We start from the raw sequence: 14,835 nt of genomic DNA on the forward strand, positions 1-14,835 counted from the left end.
TATGAGCGAGGGTGGGGCGGGATGACGGAGCAGAGCGTGCGGTGGGGGATCCTGGCGACGGGTGGGATCGCGGCGGCGTTCGCGGCGGATCTGGTGGATCTTCCGGATGCGGAGATCGTGGCCGTGGCCTCGCGCAGGCCGGAGTCGGCGCGGGCGTTCGCCGAGCGGTTCGGGGTGGAGCGGGCCTACGGCGACTGGGAGTCCCTGGCCGCGGACGCGGACGTCGACGTGGTCTACGTGGCCACCCCGCACGCGGCGCACCGGGCGGCGGCCGGGCTGTGCCTGGAGGCGGGCCGGCATGTGCTGTGCGAGAAGCCGTTCACGCTGAACCTGCGCGAGGCGGAGGAACTCGTCGCGGTGGCGCGGGAGCACGACCGCTTCCTGATGGAGGCGATGTGGATGTACTGCAACCCGCTGGTCCGGCGGCTGAAGGCGCTGGTCGACGACGGGGCGATCGGCCAGGTGCGGACCGTGCAGGCCGACTTCGGGCTGGCCGGGCCCTTCCCGTCGGCGCACCGGCTGCGGGACCCGGCGCTGGGCGGCGGGGCGTTGCTGGACCTGGGTGTGTACCCGGTGTCGTTCGCGCAGCTGCTGCTGGGCGAGCCGGACGAGATCGCCGCGCGGGCGGTGCTGTCGCCGGAGGGCGTCGATCTCCAGACGGGCGCGCTGCTGTCCTGGGAGAGCGGCGCCCTGGCCTCGGTGCACTGCTCGATCGTCGGGGGTACGGGCGGCACCGCCTCGGTGACCGGTTCGCTGGGCCGGATCGACGTGCCGTCGGGCTTCTTCCACCCGGAGCGGTTCGTGCTGCACCGCGACGGCAAGGACCCGGAGGAGTTCACCGCCGACCCCGCCGACGGGCCGCGCACCAGCCTCCGGCACGAGGCCGAGGAGGTCATGCGGGCGCTGCGGGCCGGCGAGAAGGAGTCTCCTGTGGTGCCGCTGGACGGCACGCTCGCCGTGATGCGGACGCTCGACGCGATCCGCGACCGCGTCGGCGTCCGCTACCCGAGCGAGGCGGCCGAGGCCGAGCCGCTGCCGGCCTAGGGCCTGTCTGACCCTAGGGCCGCCCGCTCTCCCCGGGGTTCAGGCCGGTGTGAGCCCCGGGTTGCCGGCCTCCGTGACGAAGGAGGCGGCGGTCGTGACGGGCGCGCCCGGCCTGGTCACGTAGGGCACGGTCCGGAAGTCGGCGCGGGCCTGCTGCCGGTCGAGCGCGACGGTCGCGTAGCCGCGCCGCCCGTTGTAGAACTTCAGGTGCGGGTTGGCGGTCAGGTACGTGTTCCAGTTGGCGGGTTTGTCGGAGCCGTCCTTGCCGCTGGTGATCGACGTGGCCACGATCTCCGTGCCGAGGGTGCGGGAGGCCGGGTCGTCGAAGTCGTCCTTGATGTCGAAGGCGTACCCGACGTGCACGTCGCCGGTGAGCACCATGAGGTTGTCGATGCCGGTGGACTTCACTCCGTCGAGGATGCGGCGGCGGGAGGCGCGGTAGCCGTCCCAGGCGTCCATGGACAGCTTGGCGACCGGGTTCAGGTCGAGCTTGCGCTGCGAGAAGGTGACCTGCTGCGGGACGACGTTCCACAGCGCCCGCGAGCTGCGCCAGCCGTCGATGAGCCAGCGCTCCTGGGTGGCGCCGGTCATGGTGCGGGACGGGTCGTCGATGTCGGGCCCGGGCGGCTGGGCGCCGTCGCCGTAGGCCTGGTCGGAGCGGTACTGGCGGGTGTCCAGGACGTCGAACTGGGCGAGCCGGCCCCAGTGCAGGCGGCGGTAGAGCCGCATGTCGGAGCCGGAGGGCAGCTGGGGGCGGCGCAGCGGCTGGTTCTCCCAGTAGGCGCGGTAGGCGGAGGCGCGGCGCAGCAGGAAGTCCTCTGCGGGCCCGTTGTCCTCGGGGGTGTCGTCGGCGTAGTTGTTCTCGGTCTCGTGGTCGTCCCAGGTGACGACGAAGGGGTGCGCGGCGTGCGCGGCCATCAGGTCCGGGTCGGACTTGAACAGGGCGTAGCGCAGCCGGTAGTCCTCCAGCGTCACGGTCTCGCGGTTGTAGAGGGCCGGGAGGGTGCGGTCGGTGTAGTTGCGGGCGTTGCCGGTGGCGTTGACCGCGTACTCGTACAGGTAGTCGCCGAGGTGGAAGACGACGTCCACGTCCTCCTCGGCGAGGTGGCGGTAGGCGGTGTAGTAGCCGTCGGCATAGGCCTGGCAGGAGACGGCGGCCAGGGTGAGCGCGGCGGGGCGGCTGCCGGGCAGCGGGGCGGTGCGGGTGCGGCCGGTGGGGCTGACCCAGGTGCCGGCCCGGAACCGGTAGAAGAAGACGCGGTCCGCTTCCAGGTGGGGGACCTCGACGTGGACGGTGTGGCTGAACTCGGGGTGGGCGGGGGCGGTGCCGCGTCTGACGATCCGGCGGAAGTGCTCGTCGTGGGCCAGCTCCCAGTGCACGGTGACGCGCTGCGCGGGCAGTCCGCCGTCGGGCTGGTACGGCTTGGGGGCCAGTCGCGTCCAGAGCAGGACCGAGCCGGGCTGCGGGTCGCCGGAGGCGACTCCCAGCGTGAAGGGGTTGTCGGTGATCTTGCGGGCGTCGAACTCGGCGGCGGCCGCGGTGCCGGCGGCGGGCAGGTTCACGGCGAAGGCGAGCGCGGCGGCGGCGCCGGTGACGGTGAGGAAGCGGCGCCGGCCGATGTGGCGGGCGGCGGCGCGGAGTTCGGGAGCGTGCTGGGACGGGTGTGCTGGGGGTGTCATCCGGTCCTCCCCTGTCGCGGTGGATGCAGGGGAAGTTGACAGGCCCGGAACAACCTCGACGGGGCAGGCGCCTGGCAGGCTTATGACGTTCGCATGGCGGAATGATGAGTTCCGGATTCTGGACCCTCCCCTACGCTACGGATCATGACTACCGAGCGAACTGCCCCGCCCTCCCGTGTCGCCGTCGTCACCGGCGCCGGATCCGGCATCGGCCGCGCGGTCGCCGTCGAGCTGCTGCGCGCGGGCTGGTCGGTGGCGCTGGCCGGCCGGCGCACCGAGACCCTGGAGGAGACGGCGGCGCTGGTACCGGAAGGTGCCGCACTGGCCGTACGCACCGACGTGTCCCGGCCGGAGGAGGTGGAGGCGCTGTTCGCGGCGGCCGAGGAGCGGTTCGGGCGGGTGGACCTGCTGTTCAACAACGCCGGCACGTTCGGTCCGGGCGGGGTCCCCGTCGAGGAACTGCCCTACGACGCCTGGCGGCACGTGGTGGACACCAACCTCAACGGGGCGTTCCTGTGCGCGCAGGCGGCGTACCGGCGGATGAAGGAGCAGGACCCGCAGGGCGGCCGGATCATCAACAACGGCTCCGTCTCGGCCCACACACCCCGCCCGCACTCGGTGGCCTACACCGCGACCAAGCACGCGCTGACCGGCCTGACCAAGTCGCTGTCACTGGACGGGCGGCCGTACCGGATCGCGGTCGGGCAGATCGACATCGGCAACGCGGCCACGGACATGACGGCGCGGATGCGGACCGGTGCGCTCCAGGCGAACGGGGAGGTGGCCCCGGAACCGGTGATGGACGTGGCGGACGTGGCGCGCACCGTGCGGCACATGGCCGAGCTGCCGCTGGAGGCGAACGTCCAGTTCGCGACGGTGCTGGCGACGGCGATGCCGTACATCGGGCGGGGCTGAGGGCGGGCCCGGCGGCGGGGTCGGGGGCGTGAACGGGTCCGACTCCCCGGCTCTCACAAGCGGAATTTGAACATCCGGGCCATTGCGGCCGGTCGAGGGCGTATGCTCAACTTTCCTCCACAAGAGCTTCACAGTTGGAGCGCTTGGGTTCCGCAGCCACACCGAGGGGGGAAGGCGGCGGCCGTTCCACCGGACCGGAGTTGGGGGTGGACCTCGCGGGACGCGGGGTACACGCCGGTGGGTGGAACGGCCGCCGCACACATGGCCCGGCCGGGCTCAGCGCCGGTGCCTGCCGCCGGGCCCCGGGACGTCCTCCACCGCGTCCGCCGCCGTCCGTGCGCGCCGCCTGCGCAGCCTCCAGACCCCCGCCCCCAGCAGCGCGAACGTGCCGGCCGCGCCCGCCGCGAGGTGCCACGGCGAATCGCCCCCGGACATCGCACCGGGGGTGCCGGCCGCCGCCCGGACCGTCTTCCGCGCGGGCGACGGACTCGCGCTCGCGCCGCCCTCGCTGAGCGGATCGACGAGCAGCCCCACGGCCTGTGCCGAACGCCCGTGGCCGAAGCCCCAGTCGAGCAGCGCCGCGGCCTGCTCGTAGACGGCGTTGCCGCCGGTGGCCGGGTGCATGACCGTGACCAGCAGGGTGCGCCCGCCGCGGACGGCAGCGCCGGTGTAGGTGTTGCCGGCGTGGCTGGTGTAGCCGTTCTTGACGCCGATGAGGCCGTCGTACGTCTTCAGGCCCCACGCCCCGGTCAGCAGGCGGTCGGTGTTCTGGATCTGGAAGGTCTTCTTGGCGCCCGCCGGGAAGTCGGCGGTCCTCGTGCCGCAGTAGCCGCGGAAGTCGCCGTCCTTCAGGCCGTGGCGGGCGAAGAGCGTGAGGTCGTACGCCGAGGACAGCTGGCCCTTGTGGTCGAAGCCGTCCGGGCTGACCACGTGGGTGTCCAGGGCCTGCAGGTCCGCGGCCCTGGCCTGCATCTGCGCGACCGTCCTGGCGATGCCGCCGTTCATGCGGGCGAGCACGTGCACGGCGTCGTTGCCGGAGCGCAGGAACACGCCCTGCCACAACTGCTCGACGGTGTACGTGATGCCGGGCCTGATACCGACGAGGCTGGAGCCGGCCGGGATGTCGGCGAGGTCGGCGTCGGTGACCTTGTACCGCTCGGTGCGGTCGAACTTCTTCAGCACGGTGTCCGCGAACAGCATCTTCAGCGTGGACGCGGGCGCGAGCCGCCGGTGCGCGTTGAACGAGGCGATGACCTCTCCGCTTCCGCAGTCGGCGACGAGCCACGAGCGGGCGTCGAGCTTCTCGGGCAGTCCGGTGGCGCCGCGCACCTGGACGCCGCTGCGGGCCAGACGCTCGCCCCCGATGACGGTCGTCGCAAAGGCCTCGGTGGCCGTGGACAGGGGAAGGGCGGCGGCCGTCAGCCCGAGGGCGGCACGCCGGCTGAGCCGGGAACATTCACGCACCCGGGGACGGTACACCGCTTCGAGCAGGGACTTCCCGGCCGGGGAGCGGGTACCGCCCGGAATTTACTGGGTCATGAAAATCCCTTACGCCCGTCGGCGCGGCTCACCTGCCGAGCACCCGGTCGATCTCGGCCAGCCGGCCGGGACTGAGCGGCCCCTTCGCCATCGCCCCCGCGTTCTCCTCGGCCTGCGCGACGGTCCGGAAGCCGGGGATGGGAACGGTGCGCGGGCTACGGGCCCACAGCCAGGCGAGGGCGCCCTGGGCGAGGGTACGGCCGTCGCTGGTGAGGAGGGAGCGCAGCGCGTCGATCCGGGCCAGCCACGCCGGATCGGCTCCGGAGCCGTCGCCCTCGTAGCCCTGGAGCCAGGCGGGCGGCCGGCTCCGGATGTCCCCGGCCGGAAGCGTCCCGCTCCGCCGGCCGGCCAGCAGGCCCATGGCCAGCGGACTGCGGTTGACGCTCGCCAGCTCCGACCGCTCGCACAGCTCCAGGAGTCGCGGCGCGTCGTTCAGCACGTTGAGCGCGTGCTGAACGGCCGTGCAGTGCGGGCCCGCGGCGAAGACGGCGGCGCGCTCGGGGTCGTCGGTGCTCCAGGCGTAGGCGCGGACCAGCCCTTCCCGGACGAACTCCTCGCACAGATCGCGCAGTTCGGCCGCCCGCACCGGATCGGCGTCGGCGAGGTGGAACTGGTACAGGTCGATGTGGTCGGTGCCCAGGCGGCGCAGGGATGCGGTCAGGGCATGTCGGGCGTACTCCGGGGTGTCGTCGGTACCGATGAGGGTGCGCGTGTCGGGGTCGAAGACGTTGCCCCATTTGGTGGCGAGGACGACCTCGTCCCGTCGCTTGCCGAGCGCGCGGCGCAGGATCTCCTCGCTGTGCCCGGTGCCGTAGCTGTCGGCGGTGTCGAAGAAGGTGACACCGAGGTCGAGGGCACGGCGGATCGCCCGTACGGACTCGTCGTCGTCCACCTTCCCCCAGCCGACGGGCTGCCCGTCGGCGGTCTGGTGCTCACCCCCGATGGCCCAGCATCCGAAGCCGAGCGCGCTCACATCGATCCCACTGCGTCCCAACGTCCTGGTGTTCTCCATGCCTCGGGACGCTAGGAGTTGAAGCGCACGCGAGGGCAAGTCCCGTGGTGCCGCCTCGTCACGCCTGCCCGGTCTCGAACCGGGAGATCCGGCCGTCCTCCTCGACGGTGAAGGTCCACTTGGTGCGCATCTCGCCCCAGGTGTCGTTGCTGTAGCGGGCGAGGAGGGTGTGGCCGCCGTCGGACTCGTTGTCGACCTCCATGTGACCGTGGGACTGGAAGATCTCCTCGTCGATCCATGCGGCGAGGTCGCGGTCCGAGCCGTCGTCGGCCATGGTCGCGCCGGGGGCCAGAAGGGCCATGAAGGCCTCGCGGTCGTGGGAGTTGACGGCGGTGACGAAGGCCCGGACGGCCGGATCGCTGAGTTTGGCTGGCTGAATCGTCATGGCGTCAGGCTCACACCGCTCCCCCGGCCCCGCCACCCGAACGCCATCCAGGACGGGCCCGCCGGTGTGCGGGGTGCCACGGTGGAGACGCGGGAGGGACCTGTCCGCCTGGCTGCATGGGAGTCACCGTGACCTGTTACGACCGACGTGATCTGGGCCTGCTGCTGCTCCGGCTGAGTACCGGCGGGGTGCTGGCCGCGCACGGCACGCAGAAGCTGTTCGGCTGGTTCGGCGGGCACGGTCTGGAAGGGACCGGCCAGTTCATGGAGTCCGTCGGCTACACGCCCGGCAAGGCGAACGCCGCGGCGGCGGGCCTGGCGGAGACGGGCGGCGGCCTCCTGCTGGCCCTGGGCCTCGCGACCCCGGCGGCGGGCGCGGCGGCGGCCGGCGCGATGGCGGGGGCCTCGGCGGTCCACGCGCCCAACGGCTTCTTCGCCCAGGAGGGCGGCTACGAGCACGCGGCGAGCCTCGGCCTGGCCGCGGCCGGCCTCGCGGTGACCGGCCCCGGCCGCCTCTCCCTCGACCACGCGCTCGGCCATGTGGTCAACCGCGGCTGGATGGTGCCGGTGGCGCTGGGCGTCACGGCGGCGGCAACGGCCTTGGTCGTGGGCGCGCGCAACCGGCGACTGCGGGGGCGGACGGAGGGGGAACAGGGGGCGCTGTTCGAGGAGTTCGAGGAGTAGGCCGGGGTACGCCGCCGGGCGATGTCCGGCGCGAGGCCGTGCGGGATGGCGTTCGCCGGGTGCGGGACGGTATGCCGCGCCGAGTGCCGGACGGACGCCGAGTGCCCGGACGGTCTCGGCGAGCGCGGGACAGTATGCGGCGAGTGCCCAGACGGTATGCGGCGAGCACGGGACGGTATGCGGCCGCCGACGGCATGGCGGGCTGCGGGCGGGCGGTATGGCGGCCGTCGGGTCGGCGGCGTGACAGGCCCCCGGCGGGCGGTACGACGGCCGTCGGCGGCAGGCAGGTTAGGGACGGGGGTACTGCGGCCGTCGGCGGCAGGCAGGCTGCGGACGGACGGTACAGCGGCCGTCGGCGTCGGCGGCAGGCAGGCTGCGGACGGGCGATACAGCGGCCGTCGGCTTCCCCGGCATGGCAGGCTGCGGGCATGACCGATCAGGACACCGCCGTCCCTGCCCCTGACCCTGCCCCCGTCCCCGCGGCCGACGCCGCCCTCTGGCCGACCATCGACGACCTCTGGTCCCGCCTGGAGTCGGCCCGCACCCGCACCGGCACCGAAGGGGTGCTTTTGCGCGTCCTCAAGCTGTCGGAGGAGGTCGGTGAGGTCGCCGAGGCGATCATCGGCACGACCGGCCAGAACCCCCGCAAAGGCATCACCCACACCTGGGAGGACGTCCAGTCCGAACTGTGCGACGTGGCCATCACGGCGCTGGTGGCCCTGCGCACCCTGACACCGCAGGCGCGAGAGGTGTTCGAAGGACACCTGAAGGGGGTCAGGGACCGCCCGCTCGGTCCCTCGTCGTGAACAGGGTGTCCTCGCGGCGAACGGGGACCCCGGTGGGTCAGGAGGCGAGGTGTCCTCACGGGCGTTGGCCACGGCGTCGGCGAGGGCGCGCAGGGCGGCCAGGGTCGGCTCGTCCGTGATCCGGCCGTCCGCGATCTTCCCCGCGGCCCGCGGTATGCGCAGGTCCCGCGGGATCACCTGAGCCCCCATCACGGTGAGGGTCTCGGCCAGCCAGTCCGGGGTCCGGTCGCCGCCGGAGTACGCGGGGGACGGGCTCGCCAGGGCTACCGGTCTGCCGACGATCTCGCCGCCGCCCACCAGCTACTCCAGGGCGTTCTTCAGCACGCCCGAGGTGCCGTGGGCGTACTCGGGGATCACGATCAGCAGACCGTCCGACGCGCCCACCGCGGACCGCAGTTCCGCCACGACCGCAGGCAGCGCGCTCTGCCCGACATCGGCGCTGAAGAAGGGCGACCCGGCCCAGGTCGGGACCACATACTCGGCGCCCCGGGCATCGGTTTCCGTGAGCCCACCGGAGAATTCGATCTCGAAGTCGCCGACATCGACACCTTCCTTGACATCTTGCCAGTCTTGGCATGCCTTGCGCCCAGGCTAGACGCGCGTTTCGTGACCCACAGTTACGTTGCGCAAGCTTTGAGAGGGCAAATGTCACACATTGCGAACGGAGGGATGTCTGCGGCGAGGACGGGCCACATTGGGTGACGCAGTAACGGTGGCTGAGAACGGTTCCGTGGCGGGACGCGCTCTTGTGGCCGTCGTTCCACGGCTCTGACAGTGAGGACCAGCTGGGCGGCCTGGTGACCGTGAGGGGGACGATCTCGTGGGAGCAGGGACGGGAGACGGGATCGAGGGCATCGACGAACTGTTGCGGGACCGTTTGCTCATCATGGTCAATGATCGGTCGGCGATCGACGTGCTGCCGTATGTTCCACCCCGCACGGGTGGGCTGGTACTGACGGGCGCCGCCGCACCGGTCAGGTGTAGGGAGATCCGCAATGCCCTAGCGGAGACGGTCGTGGTAATGGACTACGGAAGCCATACACAGCGGATAGCCACCCCCGATGCAGCTTTCGGGTTGGGCTCCGGGCAAGGCTGGCGCAACCTGGACGTCACTGGGCTCGATGAGATTCTGGACGGTCAGCGCGACAACAAGGCGTCGTACGCCGTGACACCGACGTGCTTCATCCCTGCTGATGAAGCGGGAGGCGCGTCGGTGCTCAGTGCTGTGATCGGTCAAGCGAACCAACTACGCCGCGAGGACACGGTGGTATTGCTACCGTGCAGTTGGCGATGGTTGCGGCGTTCCTCCGTGCCGCTCCTCGCCCAGCAGATCCGGGCCTGTCGGCATCCTGTGGCTCTCATCATGCAAGCGTACGGTGACCCGCTCGAACGCGCTCAGGCCGCGGAAGGGCTGCGTCAGTTATGCCGTTCCTGCCCCCGACTCGTACTGTGGCGGACCGACCTGGCTGCCTTCGACGCGATGGCGCACGGGGCACTGGGTGCGGCGGTCGGAGTTTCGGCCGTGCTCCGGCACGGTGTGGCTCCGCAGCCGGGGAACGGAGGAGGCGGCCATAAGCCGCATCCGGTAGTCCTGATACGGCGCCTTCTGCGCTACCACCGTGTGGCGACGCTCCAGGACTGGTTCGCCCACGTCGATCCGTGGACGTGCGACTGCGCGGTGTGCAAAGGAGCGCCGCTCACTCGCTTCACGGACCGCAACGCCGATGTGGTCGCCGCCCTGCAGCACAGCGTCTGCGAACTGTATGCGCTTCACGAGGAGTTGGACGCGACACTGGCCGGCGACGAGCGCATCGGCTGGTGGCGTCAGCAACTCGCGGACGCCTGGGAGTACCACCGCCTGCTGGCCACCCAAACGGGGACGGAGGTTCCGTTCCCGAAGGTCCTTCAGGCGTGGCGGCACCAGAGTCCGGTGGCACTCACCACGTCTGAGGAACAGCAGGATCAGGAACGGTCCGGGCCGAGCTGACGCCAGGCCTGCTCGTGGAAGAGCCACTGAGCGGCTGAGTGCCGTTCGGGCCGGTAGGGAGCGGGTTCGAGTAGCCAGCGCAGCGGCCCCGTTGGCTGGTGCACGGCGACGCCGACGCCGTAAAAGCGAGCCTTGAGGAGGAGTAAGTCCATGTCGGGGAGCAATCCCCGCTCCGGCGCTGGGGGCGATACAACGACCCCGCGGGCGCAGAACGGCGCGAACTGCGAGGCGTCCCGGACGGCAGCGTCCCAGTCGCGGGAGGAGATGCCGTGCGGCCCGTGCACGAGGACCAGCTCGACACGCACAGCGGGCACGAGGCACCGCACGACGACGCTCTGTTCGTCCTCCCGCAGGTCCACGACGCCGGGCGGCGCGGTGTGCAGTGTCCGCAGGGCGTGGGCGTCGAGCGTGGACCTCGGTACCGGCAGGTCTACGGGCAGGTCATGGAGGACGGTGAGCAGCGTCCGGCTGTCGACGGCGCCGAGGCCGGCTGAGGAGCGGCGACGGACCTCATCGGCGAAGACGGTAACGGCGGTCTGCACCTGCTGTCCGCGCAGTCTAAGCCCGACGAGCGCCTGCTCGGCCAGCAGCATGTCTCGTGTCCTCGTTCTGGTCGATCGGGCGGGTGCGGTCGGTGTTGCGTGCTTCTGTTGTCTATCAGCCCCGCCCGTTGCGAGCACATCCGCCGGCGTAATCCGACCGCCCGGCCGTCGGCTGCTCTAGGATGCGCTCTCGTCCAGCGGTCCTGCAAACGACCTCCGGCGTAGGCTCGGACTCATCGTCCTCCGGGAGTCGGTGGCGGGGTCAAAGGCTCCGCGAAGGAGTCGAGCACGGTCACGCCGAACCGGCGCGCGAGGGGTGCGGCGGCCATGGCCAGCGCAACGACAATCGGTGCGGTGAACTCGCCTGCGACGCCGGTGAATCCGAGTCCGATGGTGATGGCCACAAGGGCGCCCAGGAAAAGCAGCGGGGCGAGGACGCGGGCCTTCGGGGAGGGCACCGCGGTCACGTCGGGGACCGTCTCCGGCACGTCGGCGAGCCGGTCCGCGTTGACCACGCGGAAGTCCACGACGTCGGCGCGCGGGCGGCTGCTGTACGTGAGTAGGTCGCAGACAAGCGACAACAGTTCGCGCTCGTGAGTCGTCCGTTCCTCTTTGGTGACGTTGCTGTGGACGAGTGCGGTGCGGTGACGCAGAGCACGGACGGTGGTTGCGGTGCTCTGCGCCATGGTCAGGCGGCTTCCCGGTACGGCTCCGCCGGACTCCCGGTGAGCACGTCGCACCAGAGCCCTGCACAGCTGTTCGACCATCTGGCTCTGCCAGGCTGCCGGCGTCGACTTGGGGGGAGCCTGGTCGGCACGGGTGGTGAAGCTTTCCAGGAGGCCCACGGCCACCGCTGTAACCGTGCCTGCCGAGTCGGCGTTGCGCACGGCCCAGATGTCGGGAATGGAGTAGGCAGTCTGGGCAGACTCCGTGCGGACCTCGTTGGAGACCATGGACACCACCAGCCCGATCCTGACGGCGATGGCTCCCAGGAGCCCGCTGCCGGCGGTCCCCCCGTCGGCTTCCAGCATGCGGTGGCGACCAGTCATTGGTCGTCGACCTTGATCGCGATCTCGGCCCACACCCGCTTACCCCAGGGAAGGAGATCGGTTCCCCAGCGGCCGGAGAGGGCGTCGACCAGGAGGAGGCCACGGCCACCGATGGCGTCCTGTCCAGCGATGTGCAGCTCGGGCATGCGGCGGGACTTGTCGACCACGGCGACACGGAGCCGGTCAGGGCACGGCCGCTCGGCGATCACCCGGACGCTGTGAGAGTGACCGTGGCGGACTGCGTTGGTGACTATTTCGGAGATCAGGAGCGTGCTGGTCTCTACGGCGTCCTGGTCCTTGCCCCACTCCGCGCACGCCTCGCGCACTATCTGACGCGCCACCGGAACGGTGGCGGCCTCGCTCGTGAGGGTGGCGCTCTGGCGCGGGTATTGCCCTGGTCTCACTCGCTCGTTGGTCATGGTCGTCGTCACGCCTTGGTCTGGGCGGCTGGGGAGGCCCCCGTCCGCGTGCCTCGGGGGGAGGGACCTGCGGGCGGGGCGACGCCGAGGTGCGCTCACGGGTGCGCTTCCCGGCGGCTGACAGCCAGTCAACGGCTCGCGTTCATATTCGACGGCGGCACCCTGGAAGAGGACCAAGCCGACCGGCTACGGCCACGAGACGACGAGCTGTCCGAAGCCGCCTTCGTCACGGCCGCCGAAGCCGCCGGTCGCCTCCGGGACCGCATCCGGCGCCGGTTCGAACACGCCCTGAAGGCACTGGACGCGGGACGGCCGCTGTACCTCCGCGACGGCGCACCCGTCATGTGATCAACACCCGTCAAGCGCTCAACGCGGTTTTCCACAGAGCCGGAGGTTGGCGACTGGCGCGGGCACAAGCGGGCCGCTGCGGCCGCCTCCGTGCGGCGTACATGGCCACGCGCTTCCGTTCGGACCGGGGTCCAGCGCGGCCCGCCGATAGGCGAGAGGGCGGCAGACGAGTCGGGCTGTACGCCGGGTTCTGTTCCCCGGTGTCCTCGCGGACGCCGGGGCGACGGCCATCCATCTAGGGCCGGCGTTGCCGCCGGCCTCGTGCGGTCTACCCGCGGACTCGGGCGGGCAGCCCTCGATCGTCCGCGCAGAGCGCTTTTCACGGCGCTCCTCTTGACCTTGCTCCGGGTGGGGTTTACCTAGCTGCCCAGGTCACCCTGGGCACTGGTGGTCTCTTACACCACCGTTTCACCCTTACCGAGACCGCTCTCTCGAAGAGAGCGCAGCCTCGGCGGTCTGCTTTCTGTGGCACTGTCCCGCGGGTCACCCCGGGTGGCCGTTAGCCACCACCCTGCCCTGTGGAGCCCGGACGTTCCTCGGGAAGCCCCTCAAGGGGACTCCACGCGGCCGCCCGCCCGGCTCGTCTGCCGTGCCGACCATGGTACCGGGCGTGCGCCGCGTCGCGGACCGGCGGCCGTCGCCAGCACCGAGCCGGCCAGGATCAGGGCGAAGGCCACCAGGATCGTCGGGGTCAGCGGCTCGTGCAGGAACAGCGCCCCGGCCGCCACCGCCACCGCCGGGTTGACGTACGTGATCACGGTCGCCCGTGTCGGGCCCGCCTCCTTGATCAGCTCCAGGAAGGCGACGAAGGCCACCGCCGTGCAGATCACGCCCAGGCCGGCCAGCGCGGCCAGCACCGGCGTGGAGGGTACGGCGGACGGGTGGGTGAGGGCGGCGACGGGGGCGTAGACCAGGGCGGCCAGGGACAGGCAGGCCGCCGTCAGGTGCAGGGACGGTACGTCCTTGAGGTGGCGCGCGGCTATCAGGGGCGCCGTCGCATAGCCCAGGACGGTCAGCAGGACCTCGGCCAGGGAGCGGGCGTCGCCGCCGGTCAGGTGCGGGAGGGTCAGGACCGAGACGCCGGCCAGGCCCAGGGCGAGGCCCGTGACGCGACGGGCTCCCAGGTGTTCCGTGTCGCCCAGGAGGCGGGCCCCGATGACGCCCACGATCGGCACGCCCGCGATCAGCAGGCCCGCCGTCGAGCTGGACAGGTGCCGTTCGGCGTCGGTGAGCGTGAACCAGGGGACGACGATCTCCAGGCAGGCGAAGGCCAGCAGGGGGCGCCAGTGGGTGCGTACCGTCCCGGGCAGGCCGCCCTGGCGGAGGGCGAACGGGAGCAGCAGGGCCGCGCCGAGCGCGCAGCGCGTGAACACCACCACCGGCGGGGAGACCTCGTCCACCGCCACCTTGATCATCAGGTAGGGGATGCCCCAGACCACTCCCATCAGGGAGAACAGGAACCAGCCGCGTGCAGTCATGCGGTGAGTCTCCGCCGCCTCACGCTCGGCTGTCTTGAACGCTGTTGCGGTACGCCGCCGGGGTCACTCCGAGCACCCTGCGGAACCAGCGGGTCAGGTGCGCCTGGTCGGCGAAGCCGACGAGGGGGGCCACCTCGGCGGGGCGCAGGCCGGAGTCGAGCAGCGCGCGGGCCCGGGTCACCCGGTACTGGGCGAGCCACGCGTAGGGCGGTATGCCCATCGTCGTACGGAAGGCTCGCAGCAGCTGGTAGCGGGACAGGCCCAGGTCGGCGGCGAGGGAGGACAGCGTGGGCGGGGCGGTGAGTTCGTCGGCCAGGCGGTCGCGGACCGTCAGGGCGATCATGCCCGCGCCGGGGATCAGGTCGGACACGGGCCGCGCAGTCGAGTGGCGGCGGGCGAGGGCCGTCAGCAGCCAGGGCAACCGGGACTCGGCCTCCAGGGGGTCGGGGCAGGCGCTGAGGTCGGTGTGGGCGAGGCGGAGCGCGGCGGCGAGTTCGGGGTCGTCGAGGAGCGGTTCGCGGAAGTACGGCAGGTCGCCGAGGGTGCCGTCGGCGAGCAGGGACGGTTCGGCGTACAGGGCGCGGTAGGCGTAGCCGCCGCTGGTGTCGCCCGGGCCGCCGGTGTGCATCTCGCCGGGGTCGAGCACGACGATGGTGCCCGGTCCCGTGCGGATGTGGCCGCCCCGGTAGTCGATCACCTCGGAGCCGCCGACGCAGACGCCGACGGTGTACTCCTCGTGGGCGTGCGGGGCGTAGACATGCCGCCGGAAGCTCGCGGTCAGGAGGTCGAGCGGAGGGCCGCACCGGCCCAGTCTCGCCCTGGTCCACAGCGCCTGTTCGACCACCTGTTCCCCCATCGGACTCCCCCTTGCCGTGTGCTGCCCGACGGGTGCAACGCCCGCAGACCCCGCTTCCATGCCGCGGCCGGGGCGGCGTAGCCGGGGCGGCG

14 protein-coding genes, 1 other RNA gene and 1 pseudogene are annotated in these 14,835 nt (G+C 71.7%); 5 read left to right on the forward strand and 11 right to left on the reverse strand.

Annotation, left to right across the window (positions count from 1 at the left end; genetic code table 11):
* Nucleotides 1-21: 21 nt before the first annotated feature.
* Entirely contained in the window at nt 22-1,044 is a 1,023-nt protein-coding gene (locus ACGFRF_RS33890; protein ID WP_393746599.1) for a Gfo/Idh/MocA family protein, read from the forward strand.
* A gap of 39 nt (nt 1,045-1,083) precedes the next feature.
* Here ACGFRF_RS33890 and ACGFRF_RS33895 read toward each other — a convergent pair whose 3' ends face one another.
* The gene (locus ACGFRF_RS33895) at nt 1,084-2,724 is read right to left on the reverse strand and encodes an alkaline phosphatase D family protein (RefSeq protein WP_393746601.1); all 1,641 of its coding nucleotides are present in this window, start codon (nt 2,722-2,724) and stop codon (nt 1,084-1,086) included.
* Between the two features lie 144 nt (nt 2,725-2,868).
* Here ACGFRF_RS33895 and ACGFRF_RS33900 point away from each other — a divergent pair, with 144 nt between their 5' ends.
* Entirely contained in the window at nt 2,869-3,639 is a 771-nt protein-coding gene (locus ACGFRF_RS33900) for an SDR family oxidoreductase (RefSeq protein WP_393746603.1), read from the forward strand.
* Between the two features lie 276 nt (nt 3,640-3,915).
* Here the strand turns inward: ACGFRF_RS33900 and ACGFRF_RS33905 are convergent, their stop codons facing one another.
* The 3 genes from ACGFRF_RS33905 to ACGFRF_RS33915 form a co-directional block, all read right to left on the reverse strand.
* Nucleotides 3,916-5,103 carry a D-alanyl-D-alanine carboxypeptidase family protein gene (locus ACGFRF_RS33905; RefSeq protein WP_393746605.1) on the reverse strand — a complete coding sequence of 396 codons (1,188 nt, stop codon included), beginning with the start codon at nt 5,101-5,103 and terminating at the stop codon, nt 3,916-3,918.
* Between the two features lie 103 nt (nt 5,104-5,206).
* Nucleotides 5,207-6,190: an aldo/keto reductase gene (locus ACGFRF_RS33910; protein ID WP_393746607.1), complete on the reverse strand. Its 984-nt coding sequence runs from the start codon at nt 6,188-6,190 to the stop codon at nt 5,207-5,209.
* A gap of 58 nt (nt 6,191-6,248) precedes the next feature.
* A complete protein-coding gene (locus tag ACGFRF_RS33915; RefSeq protein ID WP_393746609.1) occupies nt 6,249-6,575 on the reverse strand; it encodes a nuclear transport factor 2 family protein in 327 nt (108 codons plus the stop codon).
* A 128-nt stretch (nt 6,576-6,703) separates the two neighbouring features.
* Between ACGFRF_RS33915 and ACGFRF_RS33920 the strand changes: the two genes are divergently transcribed.
* Both ACGFRF_RS33920 and ACGFRF_RS33925 read left to right on the forward strand, forming a co-directional pair.
* Nucleotides 6,704-7,258 (forward strand): DoxX family membrane protein, encoded by a 555-nt coding sequence (locus ACGFRF_RS33920; protein ID WP_393746665.1) that lies wholly within the window; start codon nt 6,704-6,706, stop codon nt 7,256-7,258.
* Between the two features lie 428 nt (nt 7,259-7,686).
* On the forward strand, nt 7,687-8,064 hold the full coding sequence (locus ACGFRF_RS33925) for a MazG-like family protein (protein WP_393746611.1): 378 nt from the start codon (nt 7,687-7,689) through the stop codon (nt 8,062-8,064).
* 300 nt (nt 8,065-8,364) lie between these two features.
* Here ACGFRF_RS33925 and ACGFRF_RS33930 read toward each other — a convergent pair whose 3' ends face one another.
* The gene (locus tag ACGFRF_RS33930) at nt 8,365-8,538 is read right to left on the reverse strand and encodes an NADPH-dependent FMN reductase (RefSeq protein WP_393746613.1); all 174 of its coding nucleotides are present in this window, start codon (nt 8,536-8,538) and stop codon (nt 8,365-8,367) included.
* 346 nt (nt 8,539-8,884) lie between these two features.
* Between ACGFRF_RS33930 and ACGFRF_RS33935 the strand changes: the two genes are divergently transcribed.
* Nucleotides 8,885-10,051 carry a hypothetical protein gene (locus ACGFRF_RS33935; protein WP_393746615.1) on the forward strand — a complete coding sequence of 389 codons (1,167 nt, stop codon included), beginning with the start codon at nt 8,885-8,887 and terminating at the stop codon, nt 10,049-10,051.
* On the opposite strand, the gene ACGFRF_RS33940 is transcribed toward ACGFRF_RS33935, so the two are convergent.
* The 6 genes and pseudogenes from ACGFRF_RS33940 to ACGFRF_RS33965 all read right to left on the reverse strand — a co-directional run bounded on the left by ACGFRF_RS33940 (nt 10,027) and on the right by ACGFRF_RS33965 (nt 14,743).
* Nucleotides 10,027-10,644 carry a hypothetical protein gene (locus ACGFRF_RS33940; protein WP_393746617.1) on the reverse strand — a complete coding sequence of 206 codons (618 nt, stop codon included), beginning with the start codon at nt 10,642-10,644 and terminating at the stop codon, nt 10,027-10,029. The two genes, ACGFRF_RS33935 and ACGFRF_RS33940, sit on opposite strands and share 25 nt — an antisense overlap.
* Before the next feature lie 182 nt (nt 10,645-10,826).
* Nucleotides 10,827-11,642: a hypothetical protein gene (locus tag ACGFRF_RS33945; RefSeq protein ID WP_393746619.1), complete on the reverse strand. Its 816-nt coding sequence runs from the start codon at nt 11,640-11,642 to the stop codon at nt 10,827-10,829.
* Complete coding sequence (locus ACGFRF_RS33950) at nt 11,639-12,061, reverse strand: ATP-binding protein (RefSeq protein WP_393746621.1); 423 nt, start codon at nt 12,059-12,061, stop codon at nt 11,639-11,641. The genes ACGFRF_RS33945 and ACGFRF_RS33950 overlap by 4 nt, the downstream gene beginning before the upstream one ends.
* Nucleotides 12,062-12,572: 511 nt before the next feature.
* Nucleotides 12,573-12,992: RNase P RNA component class A (gene rnpB / locus ACGFRF_RS33955), an RNA gene on the reverse strand.
* A 115-nt stretch (nt 12,993-13,107) separates the two neighbouring features.
* Nucleotides 13,108-13,887, reverse strand: a pseudogene (locus tag ACGFRF_RS33960) (DMT family transporter); the annotation flags it as partial.
* Between the two features lie 19 nt (nt 13,888-13,906).
* Entirely contained in the window at nt 13,907-14,743 is an 837-nt protein-coding gene (locus ACGFRF_RS33965) for a helix-turn-helix domain-containing protein (RefSeq protein WP_393746623.1), read from the reverse strand.
* Between the last annotated feature and the right edge of the window lie 92 nt (nt 14,744-14,835).

Origin of the sequence: Streptomyces sp. NPDC048521, assembly GCF_043199855.1 — a bacterium.
Classification (GTDB): domain Bacteria; phylum Actinomycetota; class Actinomycetes; order Streptomycetales; family Streptomycetaceae; genus Streptomyces.

What these genes read in the sequence shown, in the direction of transcription:
- ACGFRF_RS33915 (WP_393746609.1), bottom strand. Translation starts at nt 6,575, where the DNA reads ATGACGATTCAGCCAGCCAAACTCAGCGATCCGGCCGTCCGGGCCTTC.
- ACGFRF_RS33945 (WP_393746619.1), bottom strand. Translation starts at nt 11,642, where the DNA reads ATGACTGGTCGCCACCGCATGCTGGAAGCCGACGGGGGGACCGCCGGC.
- ACGFRF_RS33910 (WP_393746607.1), bottom strand. Translation starts at nt 6,190, where the DNA reads ATGGAGAACACCAGGACGTTGGGACGCAGTGGGATCGATGTGAGCGCG.
- ACGFRF_RS33925 (WP_393746611.1), top strand. Translation starts at nt 7,687, where the DNA reads ATGACCGATCAGGACACCGCCGTCCCTGCCCCTGACCCTGCCCCCGTC.
- ACGFRF_RS33950 (WP_393746621.1), bottom strand. Translation starts at nt 12,061, where the DNA reads ATGACCAACGAGCGAGTGAGACCAGGGCAATACCCGCGCCAGAGCGCC.
- ACGFRF_RS33890 (WP_393746599.1), top strand. Translation starts at nt 22, where the DNA reads ATGACGGAGCAGAGCGTGCGGTGGGGGATCCTGGCGACGGGTGGGATC.
- ACGFRF_RS33900 (WP_393746603.1), top strand. Translation starts at nt 2,869, where the DNA reads ATGACTACCGAGCGAACTGCCCCGCCCTCCCGTGTCGCCGTCGTCACC.
- ACGFRF_RS33895 (WP_393746601.1), bottom strand. Translation starts at nt 2,724, where the DNA reads ATGACACCCCCAGCACACCCGTCCCAGCACGCTCCCGAACTCCGCGCC.
- ACGFRF_RS33965 (WP_393746623.1), bottom strand. Translation starts at nt 14,743, where the DNA reads ATGGGGGAACAGGTGGTCGAACAGGCGCTGTGGACCAGGGCGAGACTG.
- ACGFRF_RS33940 (WP_393746617.1), bottom strand. Translation starts at nt 10,644, where the DNA reads ATGCTGCTGGCCGAGCAGGCGCTCGTCGGGCTTAGACTGCGCGGACAG.